Origin of the sequence: Burkholderia sp. Tr-20390 (assembly GCF_017104595.1) — a bacterium.
Lineage (GTDB): Bacteria > Pseudomonadota > Gammaproteobacteria > Burkholderiales > Burkholderiaceae > Burkholderia.
In genome coordinates this window covers 14,717-40,576 of record NZ_JAAGPC010000077.1, presented here as the reverse complement: position 1 = coordinate 40,576, position 25,860 = coordinate 14,717, and the positions used below count along the sequence as shown (strand labels likewise).

24 protein-coding genes and 1 pseudogene are annotated in these 25,860 nt (G+C 68.9%); 12 read left to right on the top strand and 13 right to left on the bottom strand.

All coding sequences use genetic code 11. The features are described from left to right. Positions 1-108: 108 nt before the first annotated feature. The 3 genes and pseudogenes from G3N98_RS21305 to G3N98_RS21295 all read left to right on the top strand — a co-directional run. Positions 109-558: pseudogene (locus G3N98_RS21305) on the top strand (ATP-binding cassette domain-containing protein); the annotation flags it as partial. After that, the gene (locus G3N98_RS21300; protein ID WP_089474222.1) at positions 555-1,319 is read left to right on the top strand and encodes an ABC transporter ATP-binding protein; all 765 of its coding nucleotides are present in this window, start codon (positions 555-557) and stop codon (positions 1,317-1,319) included. The pseudogene G3N98_RS21305 and the gene G3N98_RS21300, both read left to right, overlap by 4 nt. A gap of 95 nt (positions 1,320-1,414) precedes the next feature. Next, complete coding sequence (locus tag G3N98_RS21295) at positions 1,415-1,861, top strand: hypothetical protein (RefSeq protein ID WP_206149156.1); 447 nt, start codon at positions 1,415-1,417, stop codon at positions 1,859-1,861. A 43-nt stretch (positions 1,862-1,904) separates the two neighbouring features. On the opposite strand, the gene G3N98_RS21290 is transcribed toward G3N98_RS21295, so the two are convergent. Together G3N98_RS21290 and G3N98_RS21285 are read right to left on the bottom strand one after the other, a co-directional pair. Further along, positions 1,905-3,326, bottom strand: a complete 1,422-nt coding sequence (locus tag G3N98_RS21290) for a sensor histidine kinase (RefSeq protein ID WP_206149155.1) — start codon at positions 3,324-3,326, stop codon at positions 1,905-1,907. Continuing rightward, positions 3,313-3,978 (bottom strand): response regulator transcription factor, encoded by a 666-nt coding sequence (locus G3N98_RS21285; RefSeq protein ID WP_206149154.1) that lies wholly within the window; start codon positions 3,976-3,978, stop codon positions 3,313-3,315. Before G3N98_RS21285 ends, G3N98_RS21290 begins: the two co-directional genes overlap by 14 nt. Positions 3,979-4,249: 271 nt before the next feature. Between G3N98_RS21285 and G3N98_RS21280 the strand changes: the two genes are divergently transcribed. Next, positions 4,250-5,266, top strand: coding sequence for an ABC transporter substrate-binding protein (locus G3N98_RS21280; protein WP_206149153.1), 1,017 nt, complete (start codon positions 4,250-4,252; stop codon positions 5,264-5,266). Between the two features lie 100 nt (positions 5,267-5,366). Beyond that, positions 5,367-6,677, top strand: a complete 1,311-nt coding sequence (locus G3N98_RS21275; protein WP_089432194.1) for an MFS transporter — start codon at positions 5,367-5,369, stop codon at positions 6,675-6,677. 12 nt (positions 6,678-6,689) lie between these two features. On the opposite strand, the gene G3N98_RS21270 is transcribed toward G3N98_RS21275, so the two are convergent. The 3 genes from G3N98_RS21270 to G3N98_RS21260 all read right to left on the bottom strand — a co-directional run bounded on the left by G3N98_RS21270 (position 6,690) and on the right by G3N98_RS21260 (position 9,932). Beyond that, the gene (locus G3N98_RS21270; RefSeq protein WP_144030291.1) at positions 6,690-7,370 is read right to left on the bottom strand and encodes a hypothetical protein; all 681 of its coding nucleotides are present in this window, start codon (positions 7,368-7,370) and stop codon (positions 6,690-6,692) included. Positions 7,371-7,488: 118 nt separating this feature from the next. Next, positions 7,489-9,291, bottom strand: coding sequence for a sensor histidine kinase (locus G3N98_RS21265; protein WP_206149152.1), 1,803 nt, complete (start codon positions 9,289-9,291; stop codon positions 7,489-7,491). After that, positions 9,288-9,932 carry a response regulator transcription factor gene (locus G3N98_RS21260; RefSeq protein ID WP_089474229.1) on the bottom strand — a complete coding sequence of 215 codons (645 nt, stop codon included), beginning with the start codon at positions 9,930-9,932 and terminating at the stop codon, positions 9,288-9,290. The genes G3N98_RS21265 and G3N98_RS21260 overlap by 4 nt, the downstream gene beginning before the upstream one ends. 322 nt (positions 9,933-10,254) lie before the next feature. On the opposite strand from G3N98_RS21260, the gene G3N98_RS21255 reads away from it, so the two are divergent. Both G3N98_RS21255 and G3N98_RS21250 read left to right on the top strand, forming a co-directional pair. Further along, positions 10,255-10,707 carry a hypothetical protein gene (locus tag G3N98_RS21255; RefSeq protein WP_175237991.1) on the top strand — a complete coding sequence of 151 codons (453 nt, stop codon included), beginning with the start codon at positions 10,255-10,257 and terminating at the stop codon, positions 10,705-10,707. A gap of 102 nt (positions 10,708-10,809) precedes the next feature. Then, positions 10,810-12,828, top strand: a complete 2,019-nt coding sequence (locus G3N98_RS21250; protein WP_206149151.1) for an LssY C-terminal domain-containing protein — start codon at positions 10,810-10,812, stop codon at positions 12,826-12,828. A gap of 16 nt (positions 12,829-12,844) precedes the next feature. Here G3N98_RS21250 and G3N98_RS21245 read toward each other — a convergent pair whose 3' ends face one another. The 4 genes from G3N98_RS21245 to G3N98_RS21230 form a co-directional block, all read right to left on the bottom strand. Continuing rightward, positions 12,845-13,174 carry a transcriptional regulator gene (locus G3N98_RS21245; protein WP_206149150.1) on the bottom strand — a complete coding sequence of 110 codons (330 nt, stop codon included), beginning with the start codon at positions 13,172-13,174 and terminating at the stop codon, positions 12,845-12,847. Positions 13,175-13,310: 136 nt separating this feature from the next. Further along, positions 13,311-13,865 (bottom strand): protein tyrosine phosphatase, encoded by a 555-nt coding sequence (locus G3N98_RS21240; RefSeq protein WP_206149149.1) that lies wholly within the window; start codon positions 13,863-13,865, stop codon positions 13,311-13,313. A 211-nt stretch (positions 13,866-14,076) separates the two neighbouring features. After that, entirely contained in the window at positions 14,077-16,527 is a 2,451-nt protein-coding gene (locus tag G3N98_RS21235) for an alpha/beta hydrolase fold domain-containing protein (protein WP_206149148.1), read from the bottom strand. Continuing rightward, complete coding sequence (locus tag G3N98_RS21230) at positions 16,514-18,229, bottom strand: choline dehydrogenase (RefSeq protein WP_206149147.1); 1,716 nt, start codon at positions 18,227-18,229, stop codon at positions 16,514-16,516. The genes G3N98_RS21235 and G3N98_RS21230 overlap by 14 nt, the downstream gene beginning before the upstream one ends. Positions 18,230-18,565: 336 nt before the next feature. On the opposite strand from G3N98_RS21230, the gene G3N98_RS21225 reads away from it, so the two are divergent. Further along, on the top strand, positions 18,566-19,597 hold the full coding sequence (locus G3N98_RS21225) for an AraC family transcriptional regulator (RefSeq protein WP_206149146.1): 1,032 nt from the start codon (positions 18,566-18,568) through the stop codon (positions 19,595-19,597). Positions 19,598-19,652: 55 nt separating this feature from the next. After that, positions 19,653-20,162 (top strand): N-acetyltransferase, encoded by a 510-nt coding sequence (locus G3N98_RS21220; RefSeq protein ID WP_206149145.1) that lies wholly within the window; start codon positions 19,653-19,655, stop codon positions 20,160-20,162. A gap of 16 nt (positions 20,163-20,178) precedes the next feature. Here G3N98_RS21220 and G3N98_RS21215 read toward each other — a convergent pair whose 3' ends face one another. The 3 genes from G3N98_RS21215 to G3N98_RS21210 all read right to left on the bottom strand — a co-directional run bounded on the left by G3N98_RS21215 (position 20,179) and on the right by G3N98_RS21210 (position 22,151). Then, positions 20,179-21,132, bottom strand: a complete 954-nt coding sequence (locus G3N98_RS21215; RefSeq protein ID WP_206149144.1) for a leucyl aminopeptidase — start codon at positions 21,130-21,132, stop codon at positions 20,179-20,181. A 58-nt stretch (positions 21,133-21,190) separates the two neighbouring features. Further along, positions 21,191-21,313, bottom strand: coding sequence for a hypothetical protein (locus G3N98_RS40210; protein ID WP_006766865.1), 123 nt, complete (start codon positions 21,311-21,313; stop codon positions 21,191-21,193). Between the two features lie 382 nt (positions 21,314-21,695). Then, positions 21,696-22,151 carry an Lrp/AsnC family transcriptional regulator gene (locus G3N98_RS21210; RefSeq protein ID WP_206149143.1) on the bottom strand — a complete coding sequence of 152 codons (456 nt, stop codon included), beginning with the start codon at positions 22,149-22,151 and terminating at the stop codon, positions 21,696-21,698. 117 nt (positions 22,152-22,268) lie between these two features. On the opposite strand from G3N98_RS21210, the gene G3N98_RS21205 reads away from it, so the two are divergent. Both G3N98_RS21205 and G3N98_RS21200 read left to right on the top strand, forming a co-directional pair. Further along, the gene (locus G3N98_RS21205; protein WP_206149142.1) at positions 22,269-22,814 is read left to right on the top strand and encodes an alpha/beta hydrolase; all 546 of its coding nucleotides are present in this window, start codon (positions 22,269-22,271) and stop codon (positions 22,812-22,814) included. Positions 22,815-23,040: 226 nt separating this feature from the next. After that, on the top strand, positions 23,041-24,309 hold the full coding sequence (locus G3N98_RS21200) for a YbfB/YjiJ family MFS transporter (RefSeq protein WP_206149141.1): 1,269 nt from the start codon (positions 23,041-23,043) through the stop codon (positions 24,307-24,309). A 20-nt stretch (positions 24,310-24,329) separates the two neighbouring features. Here G3N98_RS21200 and hpaC read toward each other — a convergent pair whose 3' ends face one another. Further along, entirely contained in the window at positions 24,330-24,875 is a 546-nt protein-coding gene (gene hpaC, locus G3N98_RS21195; RefSeq protein WP_089475615.1) for a 4-hydroxyphenylacetate 3-monooxygenase, reductase component, read from the bottom strand. A gap of 344 nt (positions 24,876-25,219) precedes the next feature. On the opposite strand from hpaC, the gene G3N98_RS21190 reads away from it, so the two are divergent. Next, the gene (locus G3N98_RS21190) at positions 25,220-25,852 is read left to right on the top strand and encodes a response regulator (RefSeq protein WP_011356098.1); all 633 of its coding nucleotides are present in this window, start codon (positions 25,220-25,222) and stop codon (positions 25,850-25,852) included. Positions 25,853-25,860 lie beyond the last annotated feature (8 nt).

The window sequence follows — 25,860 nt, the reverse complement described above, 5'->3', positions numbered from 1 at the left end:
TGCCACCTCCTCCTGTACACGCGCCTCCTTCTTTTTTCTACCCCCCCGCCACCCCCCTCCATCGACACCATGCCATACACCCTTTCCCTACACGCCGCTCTTCCGATCTTGCGGCGCGAGGAAGCCGCGCTGCGCGACGAGGCGCGCGCGATCGTCGCCGGGTTCGGCGAGCGGCTGACGCCGCGCATCGATCATCCGGCGCACAGCCTGTCGTATGCGAACCGGCGGCGCGTGGAGATCGGCCGCGCGCTTGCGCTGCACCCGCGCCTGCTGCTGCTCGACGAGCCGACCGCCGGGATGAACGAGACGGAGACGGCCGAGATGCTGCAGCTGATCCAGTCGCTGAAGGCGCGCGGCCTGACGATCCTGCTGATCGAGCACAAGCTCGAACTCGTGATGCGCGTGTCCGACCGCGTGATGGTGCTCGACAACGGCGTGAAGATCGCCGAAGGCGCGCCGCGCGACGTGCGGCACGATCCACGCGTGATCGAGGCGTACCTCGGCCGCCGGCATGCGGGCGGCGCGCCGGCCGACCGCACGGCACAGGCGGCCGCATGACGGCACTTTCTTCCGGACCCGACACGACCATGACCGATGCGCTGCTGAAACTCGAACACCTGGACACGTTCTACGGGCCGGTGCAGGTGCATTTCGACGTGAACTTCGAAGTGGGCCGCGGGCAGATCGTCAGCCTGCTCGGCGGCAACGCGAGCGGCAAGTCGACGACGATGAAGCTGATCCTCGGGCTGATGCGGCCGCGCCGCGGCGTCGTGCGCTTCGACGGCGACGACGTGACGGCGCTCGCCACGCCGCAGCGCGTGCGGCGCGGGATCGCAGCCGTGCCCGAGGCGCGGCGGCTGTTCGGCGACATGAGCGTGCGCGAGAACCTGCTGATGGGCGCGTACACGCGTGGCGACCGTGCTGCGGTGGCGGAGGACTACGAGCGCGTGCTCGACCTGTTTCCGCGTGTGCGCGAACGGCTGACGCAGCGCGCGGGCACGCTGTCGGGCGGCGAGCAGCAGATGCTCGCGATGGCGCGGGCGCTGATGGCGCGGCCGAAGCTGATCTGCATGGACGAGCCGACGATGGGGCTGTCGCCGCTCTATGTCGACAAGGTGCTCGAGCTGATCGACGCGATCAACCGGCAGGGCGTGACCGTGTTCATGGTCGAACAGAACGCGAGCCTCGCGCTGGAGATCGCGCATTACGGATACGTGCTGCAGACGGGACGCGTCGTGCTCGAAGGGCCCGCGAAGACGCTGCTCGACGACGAGCGTGTGCGCGATGCGTATCTCGGCGGGGAGGCGGTGGCGGCGTAGCGGGCGGGGCGGCGGGGCAAAAAACGGTGATAGACGCCGGATTGTCAGGTAGATTGACGCTCAGTCGCCATCACCGCCACCGGGAGCGCCGCACCATGTTGACCTATTCCGTTCAGAAAGTCGGCTACGCATTCGAACAACTGGATCCGCAGGGCGCGACGGATTATCCGTCGTTCACGCAGGCGTTCGACGCGTTCCCGTGGGCGGCGCAGCATGCCGAATGGGACGACAAGCAGGACGGCCCGTTGCCGGCCCTCGTGCTGCAGCATGTCGACGATCAGCGGGAGTTGTGGGTGACCGCGCTGCGCGATGCGCATGCGGACGGCTTCCAGCTGAATGCCGTCTCGATGAGGATGAAAAAGGGGCTGTTCGGGATCGGCAAGGGCAAGCTGGAGCAGCATGTCGATACGATCGACGTCGACACGCGCGCGGATGTCGATACGTTGTGCCGGCTATTCTGCGATCGTCAGTATGACGAGCTGGACCGGCTGGTCGCGCGGCATGCGGAGCGCAACCGCTTCGATGACGACAGCGACGATTGAGCGCCTGCCTCGCATGTGCATGAACCGGCCCGGGTCCGTCGGTTCATGCCTCCTCCTCGCCGCTCCCCGCCGCGCGCGGAAACGTCAGCACTACCGCAAACCCGCCCGCCTCGGGAAACGCAAACCCGACGCGCCCGCCGTGCGCCTTCATCACTTCCTGCACGATCGCAAGCCCGAGGCCCGACCCCGTGCGCCGCTCGCTGCCGTCCGGCGCGATCCGCACGAACGGCTGCAGCGCGGCGTCCCAGTGCTCGCGCGGAATCCCGCGACCGTTGTCGGTGACGGTCAGCGTCACAGTATCGCCGGCGTTGCCCTGCGTCGCGACCGACACGACGATGTCGTCCGCGTGACCGTGCAGCAGCGCGTTGTGCAGCACGTTCGACAGCGCTTCCTGCAGGCTGATCGCATCGCCGTCGATCCACGCGAGCGGCGCGTCGCTCGCGAACGCGACGGCGACATCGCGCTCGCCCGCGAGCGGAATCGCGCGGCCGAGCACGTCCTTCGCGAGCGCGACGAGTTCGACGGGTTGCGGCGGCACGGCCTCGGTGCGATGGATCACCATCGCATGATTGAGGAGCTGGCCGGTGAGCCGGCCGACGTCCGACGAGGTCGCACGCAGCGCATCGAGCCGCGCTGCGTGACGAGCGGGATCGGATTCGCCGTCGAGCAGCTCGATCTGCGCGTCGAGCCGCGCGAGCGGCGTGCGCATCTGGTGCGCGGCATCGGCGATGAAGCGCTGCATCGCGTTGATCCGCTCGGCGAGGCGGTGCATCAGCCCATTGATCGACCCGATGATCGCGTCGATCTCGCTCGGCGTGTCGACGGCCACTGGCCGCAGGTCGGCCGGGTCGCGCGCGGCGATGATCGTGCCGATCTGCGCGAGCGGACGCAGGCCGCGCCGGATCGCGAGGCCGCTCGCGCCGATCGCGAGCACGCTCATCAGCAGGATCAGCGTCCACACCTTGAAACTCATGTCGTTCGTGAGCTGCTGGCGCGCATTGGTGGTTTGCGCAACCGTCACGAGCGCCCAGCCCGGCGTGCTCTCCTCGGGCATGTAGCGCGCGATGGTCGCAGTGCGGATCCGGTGCCCCTGGTACAGGCCGTTCGCGAACGCGGGGCCCTGCTTCGCGGCGGCGAGCGTCGCGGGGCTCGCGAGATCGTTGTAGCCGGCCACGACGATGCCGCGCGAATCGACCACCTTGTAGTAGACGAGGTCGTAGCGCGACAGCGTCGACAGCGCGGCCACCGGCGGATTCAGCGCGAGCACGCCGCCCTGCACGTAGAGGTTTTCCGCGACCTGGATCGATGCGCCCGCAAGCAACTGGTCGTACGCGCGTTCGGCCGCGACGCCCGCGTAGTAGCGTGCGATCGCCGCGAGCGCGAGCGCGCCGGTCGCGACGACGAGCGCGATGAAGAGCAGCGTGCGCCCGAACAGCGTCTTCGGGAACCAGTCAGTGCGCCGCAATCTGATACCCCATCCCGCGTGCGGTGCGGATTTCGACCGAGCTGCCCTGCAGCTTCTTGCGCACGCGGGTCACGTATTGCTCGACCGCGTTCGTGGTCGGCTCGTTGCCGAAGCTGAACAGCTGGTTCAGCAGTTCGTCCTTCGAAAAGATCCGCTGCGGGCGGCTGGCAAGGATCTCGAGCAGCGCGAATTCCTGGCGCGACAGCGACAGCGGCTGGCCGTCGAGTTCCGCGAGACGGCTGCTGCGGTCGATCACGAGGCCGCCGAGCGTCAGCACGTCGTTCGCGTGGCCGCTGTTGCGGCGCAAGAGCGCCTGCACGCGCGCATCGAGCTCGCGGTAGTCGAACGGCTTCACCAGGTAGTCGTCGGCGCCGAGGCCGAGGCCGCTTACGCGGTCGTCGATCGCCGAGCGCGCGGTGACGAGCAGCACGGGCGTCGTGCTGCCCGATGCGCGCAGGTGGCGCAGCACCGTGAAGCCGTCCATGCCGGGCAGGTTCGCGTCGAGCACGACGAGGTCGAAGCGCTCGACGCGCAGCAGCCCGTGCGCGGTCGCGCCGTCGGTTTCGAGATCGACGGCATGGCCGAGCCGCGTCAGGCGGCTGCGGATCGCCGCGCCGATTTCGGCATCGTCCTCCACGACGAGAATGCGCATGGTGCCGTTTCGCAGGTGGGTGGGTTAGGGGTTTTCCCGGGGCCGGGATGTCAGCATTTTCTCAGACTCGGTCGATAACCTGTGTAGAGCCGGACGATGCAAGGACGGCCATTAATACCAGAACCACAGGAGACGGCAACATGCAGCAGCAAACGGGTGCGACGAACGCGCGGTGCAGCGCGTCGCCGGCCTGCGCTCGCCGGTGCGGCGACGCGGGCCCCAGCCGCCTGGCGTTTGCCGCTCGTGCCGCGCGTGCAGGGAAGGCCGGCGCATGACGACCTCGCCGCGCCGCCGCGCCTTGATCGCCGCCGGCATCGGCGTGCTCGCCGTGCCTGCGCTCGTGCGTGCGAAGCCGCGCGCGGTGCGGATTTCCAAAGGTTATGGCGTGCTGTACCTGCCGCTGCTCGTGATGGAGAAGCAGCGGCTGTTCGAGCGGCACGCGGCGCGCCACGGTGTGCGCGACGTCGCGGTCGACTGGGTGCTGCTCGACGGCGGCAATTCCGTCAACGACGCGATGATGGCCGGCACGCTCGATTTCGCCGGGGCCGGCGCGCCGGGTTTCATCGAGCTGTGGGCGCGGGCGCGCGGCATTCCGAACGTCGAGGTGATCGGCATCAGCGGGCTGTCGACCACGTCGCTGTCGCTGAACGCGAACCGGCCGGGGCTCGCGTCGCTGCGCGACTTCACGCCGGTCGACCGGATCGCGGTGCCGGGCATCCGCACGTCGCTGTCGGCGGTGGTGCTGCAGATGGTCGCGAGCCGGCAGCTCGGCTCGAAGCATTTCGCGCAGCTCGATTCGATCACCGTGAACCTGCCGCATCCGCAGGCGATGCAGGCGCTGATTCGCCGCGAGAACGGCGTCACCGCGCACTTCACGTCGCCGCCGTTCTCGACGCTCGAGCTGCGGCAGCCGGGCATCCACCGCGTCGTGAATTCGGTCGACGTGCTCGGCCCGCTGACGCTCGACGTCGTGTTCGCACCGAAGCGGCTCGTCGACACGGAGCCCGCGCTGGCCAGCGCGTTTCTCGGCGCGCTCGACGAAGCGAACCGCCTGATCGCGCAGGACCCGCGCGCGGCGGCCGCGCTCTATGCGGCGTCGTCGGGCGTCGGCGTGTCGCACGACGACGGGATGCGGATGCTCGCCGCGCCCGACACGCGCTTCTCGGTGCTGCCGAACCAGCTGATGGACTACGTCGAATTCCTGTACCTCGCCGGCACGATCAAGGCGAAGCCGCGGGCGTGGCACGAGATGTTCGCGCCGATGCTCGACGACTATCGATCGGGTTGATGCCGCCGCGCACTTTCATCGACATGCCCCGCGCTCGCGCGATTGTCGCGCGCAGCGCCGATTCAACCGCTATGCAACCGATTCACGCAAGGAGCCTCAAGTGAACGCCACCGAAACCCTGGACCCCGCGTCCGCCGAAGAGCAGCGCATCATGTCGAAGATGGCGCGGCGCCTGCTGCCCATCCTCGTCGTGATGTTCCTGATCGCGTTCATCGACCGGCAGAACGTCGGCTTCGCGAAGCTGCAGATGGTGCACAGCCTCGGGATGACGGAAGCCGCGTTCGGGCTCGCGTCGTCGCTGTTCTTCATCGGCTACCTGCTGTTCGAGGTGCCGAGCACGCTCGCGCTGCATCGCTACGGCGCACGCGTGTGGCTCGCGCGGATCATGCTGACGTGGGGGCTCATCACCGTGCTGATGGGCTTCACGACGTCGATGCCCGCGTTCTGCGGGCTGCGCTTCGTGCTCGGCATCGCCGAGGCCGGTTTCTATCCGGGCGTGATCTACTACCTGACGCTGTGGTTCCCGCAGAGCTACCGCGCGAAGGTGCTCGGCATCTTCACGCTCGGCAGCGCGCTCGCGAACATGCTCGGCTCGCTGGTCGGCGGCGTGCTGCTGAGCCTGAACGGCGTATGGGGGCTCGCGGGCTGGCAGTGGGTGTTCGTGGCGACGGGCATCCCGGCGGTGATCGTCGCGGTCGTCGTGTTCCGCGTGCTGCCCGCGTCGGTGCGCGACGCACGTTTCCTCGACGACCGCGAGAAGCAGATCGTCGAGGCCGCGCTCGAACGCGAGAAGCCCGCGAAGGCCGAGCATGGGCAGCCGTGGAAGGCGCTGCTCGATCCGCGCGTGATGCTGTTCGCGGCGACCTACATGCTGATGTCGACGTCGCTGTACGGCGTGACGTACTGGCTGCCGACGCTCGTGAAATCGTTCGGCGTGTCGAGCAGCATGAACGGCTTCCTGAGCATGCTGCCGTGGGCGCTCGCGGTGCTGCTGCTGTTGTGGCTGCCGGCGAAGCTGCGCCGCGCGAAGAGCATCCTGCGCACGATCGCGATCGTCGCGGCGCTCGGTGCGCTCGGCTTCCTGCTGAGCCTCGTGCTGCCGTCGACGCCGCTGCGCTTCATCGCGCTGGTGCTCGGTGGCGCATGCATCCCGCTGCTGTATCCGTGCTTCTGGTCGATGCCGCCGCGCTACTTCACCGGCGCGCGGGCGGCGGCGAGCGTCGCGGCGATCAACTCGATCGGCAACCTCGGCGGCTTTTTCAGCCAGAACCTGATGCCGTTTGCCGGCAAGGTGACCGGCACCGCGTTCGGCCCGATGATCGTGCCGATCGTGTGTCTCGCACTGCTCGGGATCGGCGCGCTGGTCGCGTGGACGCGCTCGGAGCGGGGGATGGTGGCGGCGCGCGCGTGAGGGTGCGCGGCGTTATCGCTTCATCAACTCGTTCCCGACGAACGTGAAGTTGGCTGTAGCGTGCGTGTTCGACAGCAGGTATTTGAGCGCGTGGATGTCGGGGGCGGTCGTCGTGAAGCGGTTGTCGCCGTCGAAAATGAAGTCCCACGTGACGATGCCGCGGCTGGTACCGGGATCGTCCACGTGGATCTCCTTCAGCGACGCGAGCGGATACGCGCGCTCGTGCCAGTCGAACAGGTGTCGGACGTAGAGGTGATCGGGTGTGACGATCTCGTAACGCCGCAGGAAGGGCGTTGCGATGACGAGGAGCACCGCCGTGAAGATCAGCCACGAGCGGGCGCCGCGCCACAGGACGGCCCGTGCCGACGGGCGGCCGCGCACCATGACGCGGTAGCGCGCGTAGGTGGGTTGCACGATGAGCACCGTGCCGAACCACCAGGCGATCGCGATGAACCCGAGCGGCACGTTCATGAACGGCACCGAGTAGGCGCCGACGAAGGTCGACGGAAAATCCAGGAACCGCGCGGTCGACACGAACCCGAGCCCGATGTAGCTGCCGGCCGGATGCGGGATGAACACGGCCGTCGTCAGGGCCTGAAGGGCGAGCAGGACGGGCCAGCACAGCAGCGATACGGCCAGCCAGCCGGCCAGGGCGGCGAGAAAGAAGAGCGGATAGCTCAGGATGGATTTCATCGTGAATAGGCGGAATGCGATCGGCTGGCGCATCAGCGCGCAAGGACGAGGGACGGTGATGGCCAGGGATTGTAGCGTTACGCCGATGCTGTCACCGCGCGCGGCGCGCGGGGTTCATCTACCCGCGCGCGCCCCCAACCCCACCATGCGCGACCGTCACTTGCGCAGGCGCCAGCGGAATCTCCACCTCGACCGTCGTCCCTTCGCCGAGCGTCGTCGCGATCCGCAGCGTGCCGCCGACGAGATACGCGCGCTCGCGTAACCCGACCAGCCCGAACGATCCCGACTTGCGCGGCACGCCGGGATCGAACCCCGCGCCGTCGTCGCGAATCGTCAGCTCGATCGCATGGTTCGCATGCACGAGTTCGACTGTCGCATGCGACGCGGCCGCGTGCCGCGCGACGTTCGCGAGCGCTTCCTGCGCGATGCGGAACACCGCCGTCGCGTAAGGCTCGTCGAGCTGCAGCTCGGGCGGCTCGACATGCAGCGTGCACTCGATGCCGTGCCGGTGCCGGAAATCCTCCACGAGCCACTGCATCGCCGCGGCGAAGCCGAGATCGTCGAGCATCAGCGGGCGCAGGTCCGACGCGATGCGGCGCGTCGCGGCCACCGCGCCGCGCGCCAGCGCGTGCATCGCCGCGATCTTGCGCGCCAGCTGCGCATCGTCCTGCGGCACGCGGTCGATCAGCCATTCGAGATCGTTCTTCAGCGTCGCGAGCGTCTGCGCGAGTTCGTCGTGCAGCTCGCGTGCGATGCGGCGCTGCTCGGCTTCGCGTGCGCTCGCGCTGATCGCGGCGATCTCGCGCAGCTCCTCGCGCGACGCCTGCAACGCCCGCTCGGCACGCACGCGGTCCTCGACTTCGCGCCGCAGGTCGCGGTTCGACGCGCTCAGTTGCGCGGTGCGCGCGGCGACGCGTTGTTCGAGCCGTTCGTTCGCGTCGTTCAGCTGCGCGCTCTTCTGCACGACGAGCAGATGCTGGTAGCGCGCGCCGGCCAGCGCGCGCACCGTCTGCGCATGCAGCCGGCCGTTCTCGAACAGCATCGCGAACAGCACGACGCCGGACGCGACGAGGCCGTACGCGCGCCCGGCGTAGAAGCCGAGGTCGTAGCGCCCGTGATTCAGCATCGACGACAGCGCGATGTCGAACAGCCACGCGACGAGCACCGTCATCACCCACAGGTCGAGCACGGAATGGCGCCGCCGCCGCCGCCACATCAGCATCAGTGCGACCAGGTTCAGCCCCCAGACGATCGTGATCGCGTTCGTCATCGTCGCGGCCATCCGGTTGCCGTTCATGATGCGCGGCAGCAGGTCGTGGCCGGCCGTCGCGAGCAGCGCGAGCGCGACGGTCGCGCCGATCGCGGCCGCGATGCACAGCACGATCGGAATCGCCGCGCGGCGCTGCGGGGCCGGGATCGGCCCCGGCGCACGCGACTTCGCGCGCAGCAGCGCGTACGCGGCGACCGCCAGCGGAAAGCCACCGTGCCAGAACAGGTACAGCCAGGCGGTGGTCTGGTCGCCGCCGCCGAGCAGGCCGGTCGGTGCGAACAGCCCGGGAAAGGTCAGCATGTGGGTGCCGGCCATGAAACCCGTGAACAGGTAGCCGCCCGCGAGCACGAGCAGCGGCCGCTGGCGCAGGATCGCGTACTGGCCGAGCAGCAGGCCGGCGGTCACCATGTCGTTGACGACGATTGCCGACTGGTACACGGGGATGAACGCCCAGCCCGGCGCAAGCGGCCTGCCCGCGAACGGTGCAAGCGCGGCGAAGATCACGGCGGAGATGAGGACGGTCGCGAGTGCGAACCGCCGTTCGCGCCGGCCCGGCGGCAGCGACGACATGAACAGGCGCGACGCGTCCGGTTCGTCGTCGTCCGCGGGCGGGGGCGGGGATGAGGGCGGGAAGCGGAAGGCGGCGGTCATGCGTCGCCGCCGGGGTCGAGTTCGTGGCGCACCGCGTAGCGGACCAGCGCGGCTTCGTGCGGCAGCTCCATCTTCTCGAGGATCCGGGTCTTGTAAGTGCTGACCGTCTTTGCGCTGAGCGCGAGTTCGGTCGCGATCTGCGTGACGGTCTGGCCGGCGACGATGCGGCGCATCACGTCGAACTCGCGCGCGGACAGCCGTTCGTGCGGCAGCGCGGCGGCCGGCGTGCGCAGCGTGAGCGCGAGGCTCTCGGCCGCCGACGGGCTCACGTAGACGCCGCCCGCGGCCACCTTGCCGACCGCCTCGACGAGCTCGGCGGTCGCGCTGTCCTTCGTCAGGTAGCCGGTTGCGCCGGCCTTGAACGCCCGCGCCGCGTACTGCGCCTCCGCATGCATCGTCAGCACCAGCGTGCGCAGCGACGGCGCGTGGCGTTTCACCAGCCGGATCAGCTCGATGCCGGTCGGCGCGGGCATCGACAGGTCGAGCAGCAGCACGTCGGCGGCGCCGCGCTCGACCAGCGCAAGCGTGGCCGAGCCGTCGCTCGCCTCGCCGACGATTTCGAAACCGCCGGCCGTTTCCAGGATGTAACGCAGTCCGTCCCGCATGACTGCGTGATCGTCAGCCAGAATTACCCTGATCATCTAGCGATCCTCTTCGGGATGACGCCGCGCCCTGCTGTCCGGGTGTCGCCGCGGCTGTTCTTCTGATCAATATATTCCGCCGAATCCGAAAACGGTACACATCCGGGAAATTTTCGAGATAGCCGAACGTGGAATGTGTACTGAAACGAAACAATCCCAGGGAAAAGGCAGGCGGCGGAGCCGGCGGAAATCAGGGTATTCCCTGATTATTATTGAGACGGTGAAGAGGCGGCCCGTCGTGTCGCGCGCTACCCCGCGAACCGTTCCGATTCGGGACTAAACTGGTGCCCGATGCCACTACAACCCCCCGAGGAGCCCCGCGATGATCGATCTTGCCGATATCCTGCCGTCCGCACTGCCCGCTGCCGTTGCATGGGCGGAAGCCGAGGCGGCGCGCGGGATCGCGCAGGGGGCGCCGCTGACGCCCGAGCAGGCCGACGACGCGCGCACGGTGGGCGTCGCGCAGCCCGAGCGGGTCCGCGTGGTGATCGTCGACCGCATGCCGTTCCCCGAGGTGCCGTCGCTGGCCGCGATCGCCCGCGACTCGGGGCTCCTGGCGCCGGGGACGATCGGGCTCACGCTTGGCCATGCGGTGTACGTGCTGCGCGGGCAGGACACGCGCCGCCTGCTGACCCACGAGTTGCGCCACGTGCATCAGTACGAGGCTGCCGGCTCGATCGGCGCGTTTCTCGCGCGCTATCTGCAGGAGATCGCGACGGTCGGCTACCACGACGCGCCGCTCGAGGCCGACGCGCGGCAGCACGAGTTCGATTGACCCGCCCCGCCGGCGCGACCGCGCGCACCGCCCGATGAACATTCCCCATGCCATCACCGGCCCGGTGTCCGCACACCGGGTCGCCCCGCCGAGGCGCGTGCGATGAGCGATACGATCCACGCATGGATCAGCGCGATCGGCGCACATCCGCTGCTCGTGCTTGCGATCGTGTTCATGGCGGCCTGCGCCGAGGCGATCGCGCTGATCGGCACGGTCGTGCCGGCCGGCGCCGTGATGTTCGCGGCCGGTGCGCTGATCGGCGCGGGCGCGCTCGACGCCTGGACGACCATCGGTATCGCGGCGGTCGGCGCCGTGATCGGCGACGGGATCAGCTATGAACTCGGGCGGCACTACCGCGGCGTGATCCGCAACGCATGGGCGCGCTTCGGCTATGCGGCCGCCTTCGCGCGCGGCGAGGAGTTCGTGCTGCGCCATGGCATGAAGAGCATCGTGCTTGCGCGTTTTCTTGCGCCGGTGCGCGCGGTCGTGCCGGTCGTGGTCGGCTGCGCGACGCTGCCGCGCCGGTCGTTCTATCCGGTCAACGTCGTCTCGGCGCTCATCTGGGCGCCCGTGCACGTCGCGCCGGGCATCCTGTTCGGCGCGTCGGCCGCGCTGGCTGCGGCGATCAGCGTGCGGGTCGCCGTGATCCTGCTGGTGGTCGCGGCGCTCGTCGCGCTCGTGTGGATCGGCGTGCGCGTCGCGTTGCGGCGCGGCTGGCCGCTGTTGCGCCGTGCGCTCGTTGACGGCTTGCACGCCTGCGCACGCCGCTGGCCGCGCTTCGGTGCGCGGCTGCACGACGCGATCGCGTATGTGCGCGGCCTGCCCGGCGCGGTGCCCGTGCTCGCGCTGCTGTTCATCGGCTGCGTGTGGCTGTTCGCGGGCCTCGTGCAGGATGTCGTCGCGAACGATCCGCTGATGCACGCGGACATCGCGCTGTATGCGTTCCTGCAGAACCTGCGCACGCCGCCGGTGGACGCCACGATGCGCGCGCTTGCCGTGCTGCACGGGCACGATACGGGGCTGATCGTCGCGGCCGCGTTTCTCGTCTGGCTGATGATCCATCGCTGCTGGCTGACGGCCGCGTGGTGGCTCGTGACGGTCGGCGTCGCCGTCGTGCTCGGGCCGGTGTTCGGCGCGGGCATACCCGGCGCGACGCCCGCGAGCTTGCCGCCCGGTGCGCCGCACGTGCCGCTGCCCGATGCCGAAGCGGCGTTCGCGATTCTCGCGAGCAGCGGCCTCGGCTGGGTGCTCGCGCGCGACCGGCCCGCGCGGTGGCGGATTCCGGTCGTGACGGCGGTGGTGTTGTGGATCGTGCTCGGCGGCTTCGCGCGGCTGTATGTGGGCGACACGTGGCTGTCGGGCCTGCTGGGCGGCTGGAGTCTCGGGCTCGCCTGGTTCGCGTTGCTGGCCGGCGCCTATGCGTACTGGCGCGTGCGCGAGCACGTGCAGCCGAGGGGCGCGCTCGTCGCGGTGACGGTGGTGCTCGCGACGGCCGGCGTATGGACGGTTCCCGCGCAATGGCAGCTCGACCGCGCGGCGCGCCCGCATGTCGGCGACGTGGTCGCGATGACCGTCGACCAGTGGCTGCGCGGCGGGTGGCAGCGCGTGCCGGTGCGGCGCACCGAGATCGGCGGCGACCGCGAGGAATATCTGCCGCTGCAATGGAGCGCGACGTCGGACACGCTCGACCGGCATCTCGCGCAGGCCGGCTGGCAGCGCGCGACACCGTGGTCGCCGGCCACCGCGCTGCGCTGGCTGCTGCCGCAGGCGCCGGCCGAGGCGCTGCCGGTGCTGCCGCGCTACACGCACGGCGAAAGTACGCGCCGCGTGTTCGTGCGCGTCGATCCGGGGCAGCCGGAAAGCCGCCTCGTGCTGCGGCTGTGGCGTTATCCGTACGTGCTGCAGGACGCGCTCGGCATGCGGCCGTTGTGGTACGGCGCGCTGTATCGCGAGACGCTGCACCGGCCGGCGCGACTGATGACGATCGTGCGCACGACGACGATCGACGATGCGGCGACGATGGCGAAGGCGCTGTCGGTCGAGCCGGCGATCGAGCATCCGCCGGCGGGGATGGCGAACGCGCCGGCGGAGATGCTGCTGGTGTGGATGGTGCGGCCGTGAGCGGGCGGTGTGCCGCTTATGCGTGCACCGGCTGTGCAGGGACGACGGACAGGCGCAGACCGACGGTCTTGAGCACCGCGAGCAGGGTTTTCAGTGTCGGGTTGCCGTTTGGGGAGAGCGTGCGATACAGCGATTCGCGGCTGATGCCGGCTTCGGCCGCGACGGCGCCGAGCCCGCCGTACGCTTCCGCGACCGTACGCAGCGCGAGCAGGCCGGCCGCGCGGTTGTCGGGATCGTCGAGCGACTCCATCGCGACGCGCAGATAGGCCACCGCGAGTTCGCGGTCGGCGCCGAGTTCGGCGACTTCCGCGTCGTGGTGCGATACCGCAGATTTGACCTGCTTCATGCTTACCTCCGTGTCCAGTTCGACCTTGGTCGCAATTGTAGCTTATAAGTTACAAAACGAGGGGGAGGAGGTGTGCGAGCTGCAAACCTGTCGGTGCCGGCGCGTCGCGCCTGGCGAGCCGACAGGTCTCCTGACATTACGGCTTCGCCGGCGCGGCCGTCGCGATCTTGTCGAGCGCCGCCGGGATGTACGTGTCGAGCTGCGCCGTGACCGATTCGTAGAAATCGATCGGCTTGCCCCACGCATCGGGCACGTCGACGTGCTTCCCGGACGCATACTCGGCCAGCGTGAACACCTTGCCGGCGGCCGACGGATAGAGCGCGAGCACCTTCTCCTTGTGTTTGTCGGTCATCGTCAGGATTACATCGGAATGCTTGATGTCGTTCGCGTTCAACTGCACCGAACGGTGCGCGGACGTGTCGATGCCGCGGCGCTTCATCAGGATCACGCCGTTTTCTTCGGGCTTTTCGTCATACGGATCTTCGTCGACCGCACGTGAAATCACCGCGATGTGCGCGTGGCGCTGCGCGATCAACTGGCCGGCGATCGCTTCGGCCATCACGCTGCGCCCGGTGTTGCCGGTGTCGACGAACGCGACCTTCTTCGGCTCGTCGGCGAACGCCGACGTCGCGCACTGGATGCCGACGCAACAAAGGAGTGCCAGCGTGTTGAGGGTGTGCCTTCTTTTCATGATGTCTCCGCGAGGGTGGGGAACCCCGGCGGCGCGCCGGGGCTTGCGGGAGATCATGACGGCCGCATGCGACGGAAAAAAATAAACGGCCGGTTTTTGCAAGACGACGTCGCTTCGCGGCAAGCGGGTCCGGTGACGGCGCATGCACCGCGCACCCGACCGGGGAGGCCGCGAACCACGGCCCCGATCGCGGCGCGTGACTGCTTCGTCGTCACGCCTTCATCGCCACCCGTTGCGCGGCAAACCCCGCCAGCGTCCGCAATGCATCCCGTGCCGACCGCAGGTAAAACGCCTGCAGATGAAACACATGCCAGCGCGCCGCATGAACCTCCAGCCGGCACGGCACGCCGCAGGCCTGCGCATGACGGGCAAGCCGCTGCGCATCCGACAGCAGCACCTCCTGGTCGCCGGCCTGGACGAGCATCGGCGGCAGGCCGCGCAGGTCGGTGTCGAGCGGGCCGCGGGCGGCAATCGAACCGGCGCCGTGATACCAGCGCAACCCTTGTTCGAGCCAGCCGCGACGGATCATCGGATCGTCATGACGGCGCGAAGCCAGCGTCGCGCCGCCGAGCGCGGGATCGGTCACCGGCGAGATCAGCAGCAGCGCGGCGGCGGCCGGCTCGCCGCGCTCGCGCAGCGCGATGGCCAGTGCCAGCGCCAGCGCACCGCCCGCCGAATCGCCGGCGATCACGATCCGGTGCGGCGCATGGCCCTGCGCGCGCATCGCGTCGTAGACGGCCAGCGCATCGTCGAGCGCGGCCGGGCTCGGATGCTCGGGCGCCAGCCGGTAATCGGGCACCCACACCGGCAGGGCGGCCTCGTTCGCCAGCCGCGTCGTCACGCCGCGATGCGTATGCGGCCCGCCGAGACAAAATGCGCCGCCGTGCAGATAGAGGATCGCGCCGCCCGTGTCGCCGCGTTTCGGCGCCACGACTTCGACCGGCACGCGATGCGCGGACGTGCGGTAGCGCAGCGTGCCGCCCGTGCCCGGCATCAGCGGCGACAGCAGCGCGACGAAGCGGCGTTGCATGCGCGCGCCGAACGGCGGCCCGATCAGCGGCCGGAAGGCCACCCGCAGGAAGCCGCGCAGCGATGCGGCGGTCAGTGCCTCCAGCCGGCCGGCGGGCGGCGCGACCACCACGTCGCGCGCCGGTGCGGCCGAGTCGGGCAACGGATGCGTGAAGCGGTAAGCGCCCATCCCGGTGAAGCGCGTGATCCACCGGTAGGTCAGCGTGAAGCCCGGCCAGTTCGTGCTGTTGTGGCCCGACGCATCGACGTACCAGCTCTTGCAGCTGTTCCACACCGAGCCTTCGAGCCGCTGTTGCACATGCACGTTGAAGCGCCGGTAGCGGCGCGCATCGACGTCGATCTCGCGCGCGCCGTCGCGCCGCATCGTGCGCAGGCAACGCATCACGTGCGCGATCTGGCTTTCGAGCATATAGACGATCGAGTTGTGGCCGAGGTTGGTGTTCGGGCCGTACAGCATGAAGAAGTTCGGAAAACCGGGCACGGTGAGCCCGAGATACGCCTGCGCGCCGCGCCGCCATGCGTCGTTCAGGTCGAGCCCGTCGCGGCCGGTGATGCGCATCGGCGACAGGAACTCGGTCGCCGCGAACCCGGTGCCGTAGATGATCGCATCGACCGGATGGTGCACGCCGTCGGCGGTCTCGATGCCGTCCTCCGTGACGCGCCGGATCCGCTGCGTGACGAGCTCGACGTTGTCGCGGCTCATCGCGGCGAGGTAGTCGCTCGACAGCAGGATGCGCTTGCAGCCGATCGGGTAGTCGGGCGTGAGCCGCGCACGCAGCGCGGGGTCCGGCACGTCGCGTGCGAGCAGTGTGTGGAACGGCCGGCCGACCGCGACCTTCATCAGCTTGTGCAGACGCGTGAACGCGATCGCGCGCGATTCGTAGCGCAGGTAGATCGATGCGCGATGCAGCTTCATCGCCCACGGCAACCGGCGGAACAGAGCCTTCTCCCACGGGCGGTACGCGCGGTCGGGGCGCGGCATCACATAGGCCGGCGAACGCTGGAATACGACCAGCTCCTTCACGTCGCCCGCGATCGCCGGGACGAACTGGATCGCCGACGCGCCGGTGCCCACGACCGCCACGCGCTTGCCAGCGAGCGAATAGTCGTGATCCCAGTGCGCGGAGTGAAACGCGCGGCCGCGAAACGTGTCGATGCCGGGCAGGTCGGGCATCGCCGGGCGGCTCAACTGGCCGGTGCCGCTGACGAGCACGGCGGCGCTGAGCGCCGTGCCGTCGGCGAGCGTGACGCGCCACAGCGCGGCGGCTTCGTCGTAGCGGGCGTGCGCGACTTCGGCGCCGAAGCGCAGGTGGTGCGCGAGGCCGTACTTGCGCGCGCAATGCTGCAGGTACGCATGGATTTCAGGCTGCGGCGCGAACACGCGCGACCACGCCGGATTGGGCTCGAACGAGAACGAGTACAGGTGCGAGGGCACGTCGCAGGCGGCGCCCGGGTAGCAATTGTCGCGCCACACGCCGCCCACGTCGTGCGAGCGTTCGACGATCGTGAAGTCCTGGATGCCGGCGCGTTGCAGCGCGATCGCCATGCCGATGCCGGCGAAGCCGGCGCCGATGATGATCGCCGCAAGCGGTGCGGCGGAGTCGGCGGTGCGAGAAGTATCAGGCGACAACATGGCGGGTTTCCTCGGGCTGGATGGCATCGTGCGCGGCACTCGCGGCAGGAACCGTGTCGATATCCGTCGTCATCCTGACGGTTTCGCGTTGCGGTTGTGCGGATGTGCGGCACACGCCCCGCATCAGGTCGACGGCCTTCTCGGCGATCATGATCGTCGGTGCGTTGGTGTTGCCGCCGATGAGGGTCGGCATCACCGACGCATCGACGATGCGCAGCCCCTGCAGGCCGTGCACGCGCAGTTGCGGATCGACGACGGCGAGCGCGTCGTGCCCCATCCGGCACGTGCCGACCGGGTGATACACGGTGTCGGTGCGCCGCCGCAGCACGTCGCGGATTTCGTCGTCGGTGTTGACGTTCGCGGTGAACAGGTCGCGCGTGGTCCAGCCGGCGAGTGCCGGCGCTTCCATCAGCCGTCGTGTGAGGCGGAAGCCCGCGACCATGTCGTCGAGGTCGCGCGGATCGTCGAAGAATGCGGGATCGATGCGCGGCGCCGCGAGCGGATCGGCGCTGTTCAGCGTGACCGAGCCGCGGCTGCGCGGCCGCAGCAGGCACACGTGGCACGACAGCCCGTGGCCGGCGTGCAGCTTGCGCGCATGATCGTCGACGAGCGCGACGACGAAGTGCAGCTGGATGTCCGGCGCGTCGAGCTCGGCGCGCGTCTTCAGGAAGCCGCCGCCTTCCGCGAAATTCGACGTCAGCATCCCGCGCCGTTCGCGGCGAAAACGCGCCAGCTCGCGCAGCATGCGCAGGCCGCCGCCCAAGGACACGCCCATCGTGTCGACGCTGCGCGTGCGGTAGCCGAAGATGAAATCCGGATGATCCTGCAGGTTGCGGCCGACGCCGGGCAGGTCGGCGTGCACGGCGATGCCCTGTTGCTGGAGTTCGCGGCCCGGGCCGACACCCGACAGCATCAGCAACTGCGGTGTTTGCAGCGCGCCGGCCGCCATCACGACTTCACGCCGCGCGCGCAGCGTGCGGACCTCGCCACGCTGCCGCACTTCGACGCCGATCGCGCGCGTGCCGTCGAACAGGATGCGCAGCACCTGCGCGTGCGTCTCGACCTGCAGGTTGTCGCGGCGGCCGACGTGCGGCAGCAGGTATGCGCGCGCCGCGCTCCACCGTTCGCCGTGCTTCTGCGTGACCTGGTAGAGGCCGATGCCTTCCTGCTGCGCGCCGTTGAAATCGTCGGTGAGCGGCAGGCCGGCCTGTTGCGCGGCTTCCAGGTAGCGCGCATGGAACGGGTTGCCGGTGCGCAGGTCGCTCACCCACAGCGGGCCGTCGCGGCCGTGCCACGCATCGTCGAAGCGCTCGTTGTGCTCGCTCAGGCGGAAGTACGGCAGCACGTCGTCGTAGCTCCAGCCTTCGTTGCCGAGCGCGGCCCAGCCGTCGTAGTCGACGCGATGGCCGCGGATATAGACCATCGCGTTGATGGCCGACGAGCCGCCCAGCACCTTGCCGCGCGGCTGGTAGCCGATGCGCCCGCCGAGGCCCGGCTGCGGCACCGTGTCGAAGGCCCAGTTGTTGATGCGGGTCGGCATCATCGCGACCGCGCCGGTCGGCACGTTGACGAGCGTGCCGTCGCCGCGGCCGCCGGCCTCAAGCACGCAGACGGTCACGGCCGGGTCCTCGGTCAGCCGCCCGGCGACGACGCTGCCGCCCGACCCGCCGCCCACGACGATGTAGTCGAAAGTCTTGCTCATGGATTGGTCCTCTGAAGGTCGATGGATCAAGCGGGGCGCGGCAGCGTGCACGGGCGGCCGGTGTGCGGCCGGCGAGGCGCGAGCGGCGGGGCGGGGTCGCGGCCAAACGCGGCGAACGCGAGGAACGCGACGAAAGCGTCGCGCCGGCATGCGAAGCGGGCTGCGGGATCGGTCGGGCGACTCGGTCGCATGGTGTCTCCTCCGGAGGGCGATGGCGTCGTTCGGACGACGACTGGATGACGCCGATGGTGCTGGCCGCATGGGAAAACACCAATGCTGCTTCGGGACAATTGTTTTAGTATTTGGGCCAAATCGGCGCTTCGAGGGTTTCTCCGCATGAGCTTCTGGGATTTCACCCGGAGTCCGGCCAGCGCCCGGCTGCTGGTCGATTTCGGCGACGAACGCGGCGTGCCGCACACGACGCTGCTGGCCGGCACAGGGCTCGCCAACGCGCAGCTCGACGATCCGAAGGTCGAGGTGACGGCCGCGCAGGAACTGCGGCTGACCGGCAACCTGCTGCGCGCGCTCGGGCGTGCGCCGGGCCTCGGGTTCGAGGTCGGCCAGCGCTATCACTTCTCCGCGTACGGGGTGTGGGGCTACGGGCTGATCGCGAGCGCGACCGCACGCGACGCGCTCGCGCTGGCGCTGCGCTTCCTGCCGCTCACCTATGCGTTCACTGTGATCACGTACCGCGAGGAAGGCGGCTCGTGCGTGCTCAATTTCGGCGCGCCGGAACTCGATGGCACGCTGAGCCGGTTTCTCGTCGAGCGCGACATGACGGCCGCGGCCGTGCTGCTGCAGGAAATCGGCGACGACACATTCGCGTTGTCGCGCTTCACGGTGCAGGCAGCGCGCATGCCGACCATGCCGGTGCCGCGCATCGCCGGCATCGAGCCCGCGTTCTCGGCGCGCGCGAACAGCCTCGCTTTCGACCGCGCGTTTCTCGACCGGCTGCTGCCGCACGCGAATCCGCTGACGGTGTCGATGTGCGAGCAGATGTGTGGCCAGCTGCTCGAAGCGCGGCGTGCGCGCGTGGGCACGTCGGAGATGGTGCGCCAGTACCTGAGCGCGACGCCCGGCCCCACGCCGTTCTCGCTCGAGGACATGGCGCGGCTGATGAACACGAGCCCGCGCACGCTCAAGCGCCGGCTGCAGGAGGAGGGCACGACCTTTCGCGCACTGCTCGCGCAGGCGCGTGGCGCGATGGCCGAGACGCTGCTCGGCGACGCGCGCCTGTCGCTCGCGGAAGTGGCCGAGCGGCTCGGCTTCAGCGACCTGTCGAGTTTCTCGCAGGCGTTCAAGCGCTGGTACGGCGTGCCGCCGGGCGCGTATCGCAGCGCGGCGCAGCGGGACGGCAGCCGTTCCTGAATCACGGTACGATCGCTGGCATGCCTGCCGACATTCCCATCACGAGAGACTTCGCATGATCACGATTCGCCCGATGACCGACGACGATTTCCCGCGCTTCTGGCCGACCTATCGCGCGATCGTCGCCGCTCAGGAAACCTATGCATTCGATGCGTCGCCGACACAGGAAGCGGCGCGCGCACTGTGGCTCGATGCGCCGCTGTGCACGTGGATCGCCGAAGAGGACGGCGTGGTCCTGGGCTCGTACTACCTGAAGGCGAACGCAGGCGGCCCCGGCAATCACGTGAGCAACTGCGGCTACATGGTGAGCGAGGCCGCGCGCGGCCGCGGCGTCGCGCGCCTGATGTGCGAGCACTCGCAGCAGGTCGCACGCGAGCGCGGTTTCCTCGCGATGCAGTTCAACTCGGTGGTGTCGACCAACGAAGTGGCGGTCGCGCTGTGGCAGAAGCTGGGGTTTGAAATCGTCGGCCGGCTGCCGCGTGCGTACCGTCACGCGCGGCTCGGCTTCGTCGACAGCCTCGTGATGTTCAAGTGGCTCGGCGACACGGCGGCCGCCGAAGCCTGAGCACGCAGCCGCTTCGTCAGACGGCGAACGCGCCGTCGAACACGATCCGGTCGTCGAGCGCGAGCGTGCCGCGCGCGAAGATCAGGTCGAGATGGTGGCTGCCGTTTTCGCCGCCGCCGAGCCCGAGGTGCAGGCCCGGATGGCGTTCCTCGAATCCCGCGTTGCGGCCGTACAGCCCGCGTATCCCGAGGTTCGTGCCGATGCCGAATTCCTCGATCCGCCGGTGATTCGGATGCCGGTCGAGATAGGTCGAGAAGTCGCGCCGGAAACCTTCGTTGTCCGTGTCGAACCCGACGATCGTGCTGTTCTCGACCTGCAGCGTGGCGAGCTGCTCGGCCACCTTGTACTTGATCGCGAACGGCACGGTGCCGAGAAACGTGCCGCTGAAGACGACCGAGCCGGTGAGGTCGGTGACGTGCGTCGCGATCTCGCCGGGCACGACGTCGAGGTTGCCCATACCGTCCACGCTCGTCCATTTCTGGTCCGGCGCGAGCGAGCCCGTCAGCGTGTTGCCGGCTTCGTCGATGAAGCGGATCCGCGATGCGCGTGCGGCCGCGTCGATCAGCCGGCCGTTGCGTGCCGCGATGTCGTCGAGCGATTCGGCGAACGCCTCGTCGAGATGCGGGCCGTAATCCTTGAACAGCACCGACTTGCTCCAGTGCTCGACGATCGCGGGGCGGATCGCGGCAAGGAACGGCGGCCCGCTCGGCGACGGCGTCGGCAGGCACGACGAGTCGTACAGCAGCACGAACAGATCGGCGCGATCGAGCGCGGCGGCGATATCGGCGGGTGGGGTGCTTTCGAGGCAGAGGGTGGTCGCGTCGAGCGAATCGGGCAGGGCGGAAAACGCGCGCAACGCGATGTCGCGGTTGCGGGTGTCATGGCCGACCAGCAGTTTTCCCGACTCGCCGCGCGCCAGCTTGTCGCGCAGCGCGGGGTGGAAGCCCAGCGCGCGGTGCAGGTTCAGCATGCGTGTCTCCGGAAGCGGCGGAAGGGCCGCGGCCCTTCCGCGAGAACGGGTGGCCCGCTCAGACCGGCCAGAGCGCGGTGCCGAACGGCACCACGGCGTCCTCGACCATCATGTCGACGGCCTCGGGGTGCGTGTCTTCCTGCATCCAGTCAAGCAATTCGATCTGCTGGGTGTCCTGCATGTCAATTCTCCTGTGGTGAACATGAGTGATTCAACATGAAAGCGCGGCTAAAAAGTTGCCACTCCTCATCACGTATTTCGTGAATGCGCGACGAGTGGCGTTGATATTAGTCTGATGATTTTACGAATGCAATGCGTTGCAAGGTTTTTAGCCGAGGCGTGCTAAACACGGGGGATTGGCGGGGCGCGTGACGTAAAGCACGGATAAAGCGAATGGCGGATTCCACGTCATTTTTTCAAGGACAGGAATTCCAAGCGTTGCATTGCATTCGGCGCTTTTTCATCGGGAATTCGATCGCCGCGATCGTCGTGATTGATGGTGTTTGCCGCGACCGTGCATGCGCGCGAACGCGTCGCCGCTCATCGGCAGCCCGCTGCCCGTGTCAACCGAGCAGCGCCTTGCCGAGCGGCTTGGCCGGCTCGGATCGCAGCACGAGTGACGTCGTGACCGCGCCGAAGCGGGCTATCGCATCGATGATGGTTTCGAGTTGTCCCGGTGTCGGCACCAGGACCTTCAGCAGGAAGCAATCCTCGCCGGTCATCCGGTGGACCTCGATGACGTGCGGCATCTCCGCGAACGCACGCAGCGCGGGCTTGATGTGTTCGTGCGTCGTCTTCAACCGGATGATGGCCATCATCCCCAGCCCCAGCGCGGCCGGGTCGATCCGTGCACCGTAGCCCGCGATGATGCCGCGCTCTTCCAGCCGCTTGACGCGCTCCGACGTAGCCGGCTGCGACAGGCCGATGCGGCGGCCCACTTCTGACAGCGGCATCCGTGCATTGTCCTGAAGCGCCTCGAGGATCGACAGATTCAGGCGATCGAGCTCTCCGTTCGACATGTCCGCTTTCCCGCTCCGTTAATTCATCGGCATATTGTCTCAATATCCGATGATTTGCCATTCCCGGCCGGTTTCCGGCAGGCCAGACTGCGAGCTCGCTTATTCATGGAGACGGAGATGGGCCAGACGATCGTGATCGTGCCGGGGATCGGCAACTCGGGACCGGATCATTGGCAGAGCCACTGGGAGGCTGAGCTGCCGGGCGCCGCGCGCATGGCGCCCGCGTCATGGGATGCGCCCGACCTGCGCGACTGGATGGCGGCGCTCGATGAAGCCGTTGCGCAAGCCGCGACGCCGCCGGTGGTGATCTGTCATTCGCTGGGGTGCCTGCTGTTCGCGCACTGGCGGGCGGCGTCGACGCGCGTCGTGCGCGCTGCATGGCTCGTGGCGGTGCCCGATCCGGGCGGCCCGCGTTTTCCGGTTGCGGCCCGTGCGTTCGCGGATGTGCCGGCGGGCGATTTCGGCGGCTTGCCGGTGCTGGCGATCGCCAGTTCGGATGACGGGTACGACCCGGCCGGGCGCGGCATTGCATGGGCGCAAGCGCGCGGCGCGACGCCGTTGCTGCTCGGCCCGCGCGGCCATCTGAATACGGAAGCGGGATTGGCGGAATGGCCCGAGGGACGCGCGTTGTTCACGGCTTTCATGGCGGGATTGCGGGGGTAGCGCGGGCAGGCGGCCGACGTACTCTCGCGATGGCTTGCGGCGGGCGATGCATGGACGATCCGGCTGCCGCGGCCGGGCTGCTATCGACAACGCATGCCGGCCCGCGACGGCTCAAGTATGATCGTCCGACAGAATCGGAAGCCTCGACAGTCGGGATTGGCGCGTGCGGAACACCGGTTCCGCCGTCACGACTGGCCGCGGCTTCGAACGACCAAGGAGACATGCGATGCGCGCAGCGCCGCAACCGGAGCAGGCCGGCCCGTCGCGGCCGGACACCGGCGCGACCGACACCTTCCCGGAACGTGACCCCGATCGCATCGCCGCATGGCGGCTCGCGATCTGCCTGTCGCTCGGCAGCGCGATCGCGCTCGGCCTCGCGCGCTTTTCGTATGCGCTGCTGCTGCCGCCGATGAAGGCCGATCTCGGCTGGACGTTCGCGCAGGCCGGCGCGCTGAACACGGCGAACGCGGCCGGGTACCTGGTCGGCGCACTCGCGTTTCCGTGGCTGTCGAGGCGCTGGCGAGCAGGCTCGCTGCTGGCGGCCGGGTGCGTGCTGACTGCGCTGTTGATGGCTGCATGTGGGCTCACGTCAGGCATGCATGCGCTGCTCGTGCAGCGGCTCGCGACCGGCGTCGGCAGCGCGCTGATCTTCATCAGCGGCGGCGTGCTGGCCGCGCGGCTCGCATCGGCGTCGCCGCGCGATGCAGGGTTGCTGCTCGGGCTCTACTACGGCGGCACGGGATGGGGCATCGTCGCATCGTCACTGCTCGTGCCGGCGACGCTCTCACACGGTGTACACGGCTGGCAACCCGCGTGGTTCGCGCTCGCGTTCGCGTGCGTGCTGTTCTCGGCGGTGGCCGTGTCGGCCGCGCGCCGCATCGAGCGCGTGCACGCGGCACCGACTGCGCCGCGTGATGGCGGCGCGCCGGCCGCGACCGCGAGCCCCGCGCACTTCGCGCTCGCGCTGGCCGGCTACGGCCTGTTCGGCGTCGGCTATATCGGCTACATGACCTTCATCGTCGCGCTGTTGCGCGGCGCGGGGATGAGCGGCACGGTGGTTGCCGCGTTCTACGTGATGCTCGGCGTGGCGACCGTCGTGTCGGCGCGGCTGTGGTCGGGGCTGCTCGACCGGATGCGCGGCGGCCAGGCACTCGCCGTGCTCAACGCGCTGCTCGGCATCGCGACGCTGATGCCGGCGATGTTCGTGCATCCGGTGGCCGCGTTCGCGTCGGGCGTGCTGTTCGGCGCGACGTTCCTGTCGGCGGTCGCATCGACGACGGCCTTCGTGCGCCACAACCTGCCGCCGGACGGCTGGGCGAAGGGGATCAGCGCGTTCACGACGGTCTTCGCGTTCGGGCAGATCGCCGGGCCGGTCGCGATCGGCTGGGTGTCGGATAGTGCCGGGCTCGCACGCGGGCTCGTGTATTCGGCGCTGACGCTGTTCGCGGGCGCCGCGCTCGCGGCCGGGCAGCGCGCGTTGCGAGCCGCCGCGTAATTACGCGCGACACGCGCCATTCACCGCACGCACGCCGTGCGCGACACGCGATGAAACGCACGGCTGAAGTAGATCAGGCTGTCGCCGTCGTCGCGCACGCGGATCGACGTCGCCTCGATGAACATCACCGAATGCGAGCCGACTTCCTTCATGTCGGCGATCGTGCCCTGCAGGCTCGCGAGCGCGTCGCGCAGCACGGGCACGTCCTGCTCGCCGCGATCCCACACGGGCAGGTCGAAACGGCGCTCCATCGGCAGGTCGGTGAGCCCCGCGAAATGCCGCGCGAGTAGCTCGTGTTCGGCCGGCAGCACGTTGATGCAGACGTGGCGGTTGCGTTCGAACGTCGCCCGCATCGCGCTCGACCGGTTGAGGCACACGAGCAGCGTCGGCGGCGTGTCGGTGACGGAGCACACGGCACTCGCGGTGATGCCGCAGCGGCCGTGCGGCCCGGCGGTGGTGATCACGTTGACGGCCGCGCCGAGGTGGGCCATCGCTTGCCGGAAGGCCTTCTGCGCGTCGGTCGGCTCGACGCGTGCCGGTCGCTGGATATCGGTCGTGGAAGACATGGGCGCTCCTGGTTGGACGAACGCGGCGATCGCGTGGCACTGCCGGTGCAGCGCCGGATCGCCGACGATGACCCAAGCGTACGACGCGAAAATGCCGGCGACCATTCGCACGATTGACGATGGAGATGGCGTTCTCGCCAACGCGTCTAAAGGTTCTACCTAGATGCGCGCCGCACCGCGCGAAAAAAATCGGGATTGCGCGTTCATGCGGCACGTGAAGGGGTTTTCAGCGGGTTTTCGGCTCGTTATGATGTGCCGCACACCCCCAGCGAACGACGCGCCGGCACCCGGCCCCGTATGCGGCGCGTGCGATACCGATACCGATATTCAGTGAGACACCCGCGATGACGTCACCCGCACCGATCGTATACATCGTCGACGACGACAACGGCATGCGGACGTCGCTCGCGTGGCTGCTCGAATCGGTCGGCATCGCGTCCGAAGGGTTCGCGAACGCCACCGATTTTCTCGCGCGCTTCGACGTGAACCTCCCTGCGTGCCTGGTGCTCGACGTGCGGATGCCGGAGAAGAGCGGCTTCGACGTGCAGGCGGAACTGAACGCGCGCGGCGCGACGCTGCCGGTGATCTTCGTCAGCGGGCACGGCGATATCCCGATGTCCGTGCGTGCGCTGCAGAACGGCGCGATCGATTTCGTCGAGAAACCGTACAACTCGCAGCAGATGCTCGAGCGCGTGCAACGCGCGCTGCGGCTCGCGCAGCAGCGGCATGCGGTGAGCCAGCGTCACCGCGAGCTGCGCCAGCGGCTCGATGCGCTGACCGCGCGCGAGAAGGAAGTGCTGCGCGGCGTGGTGGACGGCAAGGGCAGCAAGCAGATCGCGTCGGATCTGTCGATCAGCGTGAAGACCGTCGACGTGCATCGCGCGAGCATCAAGGAGAAGCTCGGCGCGACGTCGATCGCCGCGCTCGTGCGCGACGTGATGGTCGTGTGGGGCGACGACGGGGAAGCGTCGCGATAGGGTCTCGC

Coding starts and splice junctions, on each gene's coding strand:
- G3N98_RS21300 (WP_089474222.1), top strand. CDS start 555: ATGACGGCACTTTCTTCCGGACCCGACACGACCATGACCGATGCGCTG.
- G3N98_RS21295 (WP_206149156.1), top strand. CDS start 1,415: ATGTTGACCTATTCCGTTCAGAAAGTCGGCTACGCATTCGAACAACTG.
- G3N98_RS21285 (WP_206149154.1), bottom strand. CDS start 3,978: ATGCGCATTCTCGTCGTGGAGGACGATGCCGAAATCGGCGCGGCGATC.
- G3N98_RS21280 (WP_206149153.1), top strand. CDS start 4,250: ATGACGACCTCGCCGCGCCGCCGCGCCTTGATCGCCGCCGGCATCGGC.
- G3N98_RS21270 (WP_144030291.1), bottom strand. CDS start 7,370: ATGAAATCCATCCTGAGCTATCCGCTCTTCTTTCTCGCCGCCCTGGCC.
- G3N98_RS21265 (WP_206149152.1), bottom strand. CDS start 9,291: ATGACCGCCGCCTTCCGCTTCCCGCCCTCATCCCCGCCCCCGCCCGCG.
- G3N98_RS21260 (WP_089474229.1), bottom strand. CDS start 9,932: ATGATCAGGGTAATTCTGGCTGACGATCACGCAGTCATGCGGGACGGA.
- G3N98_RS21255 (WP_175237991.1), top strand. CDS start 10,255: ATGATCGATCTTGCCGATATCCTGCCGTCCGCACTGCCCGCTGCCGTT.
- G3N98_RS21250 (WP_206149151.1), top strand. CDS start 10,810: ATGAGCGATACGATCCACGCATGGATCAGCGCGATCGGCGCACATCCG.
- G3N98_RS21245 (WP_206149150.1), bottom strand. CDS start 13,174: ATGAAGCAGGTCAAATCTGCGGTATCGCACCACGACGCGGAAGTCGCC.
- G3N98_RS21240 (WP_206149149.1), bottom strand. CDS start 13,865: ATGAAAAGAAGGCACACCCTCAACACGCTGGCACTCCTTTGTTGCGTC.
- G3N98_RS21235 (WP_206149148.1), bottom strand. CDS start 16,527: ATGTTGTCGCCTGATACTTCTCGCACCGCCGACTCCGCCGCACCGCTT.
- G3N98_RS21230 (WP_206149147.1), bottom strand. CDS start 18,229: ATGAGCAAGACTTTCGACTACATCGTCGTGGGCGGCGGGTCGGGCGGC.
- G3N98_RS21225 (WP_206149146.1), top strand. CDS start 18,566: ATGAGCTTCTGGGATTTCACCCGGAGTCCGGCCAGCGCCCGGCTGCTG.
- G3N98_RS21220 (WP_206149145.1), top strand. CDS start 19,653: ATGATCACGATTCGCCCGATGACCGACGACGATTTCCCGCGCTTCTGG.
- G3N98_RS21215 (WP_206149144.1), bottom strand. CDS start 21,132: ATGCTGAACCTGCACCGCGCGCTGGGCTTCCACCCCGCGCTGCGCGAC.
- G3N98_RS40210 (WP_006766865.1), bottom strand. CDS start 21,313: ATGCAGGACACCCAGCAGATCGAATTGCTTGACTGGATGCAGGAAGAC.
- G3N98_RS21210 (WP_206149143.1), bottom strand. CDS start 22,151: ATGTCGAACGGAGAGCTCGATCGCCTGAATCTGTCGATCCTCGAGGCG.
- G3N98_RS21205 (WP_206149142.1), top strand. CDS start 22,269: ATGGGCCAGACGATCGTGATCGTGCCGGGGATCGGCAACTCGGGACCG.
- G3N98_RS21200 (WP_206149141.1), top strand. CDS start 23,041: ATGCGCGCAGCGCCGCAACCGGAGCAGGCCGGCCCGTCGCGGCCGGAC.
- hpaC (WP_089475615.1), bottom strand. CDS start 24,875: ATGTCTTCCACGACCGATATCCAGCGACCGGCACGCGTCGAGCCGACC.
- G3N98_RS21190 (WP_011356098.1), top strand. CDS start 25,220: ATGACGTCACCCGCACCGATCGTATACATCGTCGACGACGACAACGGC.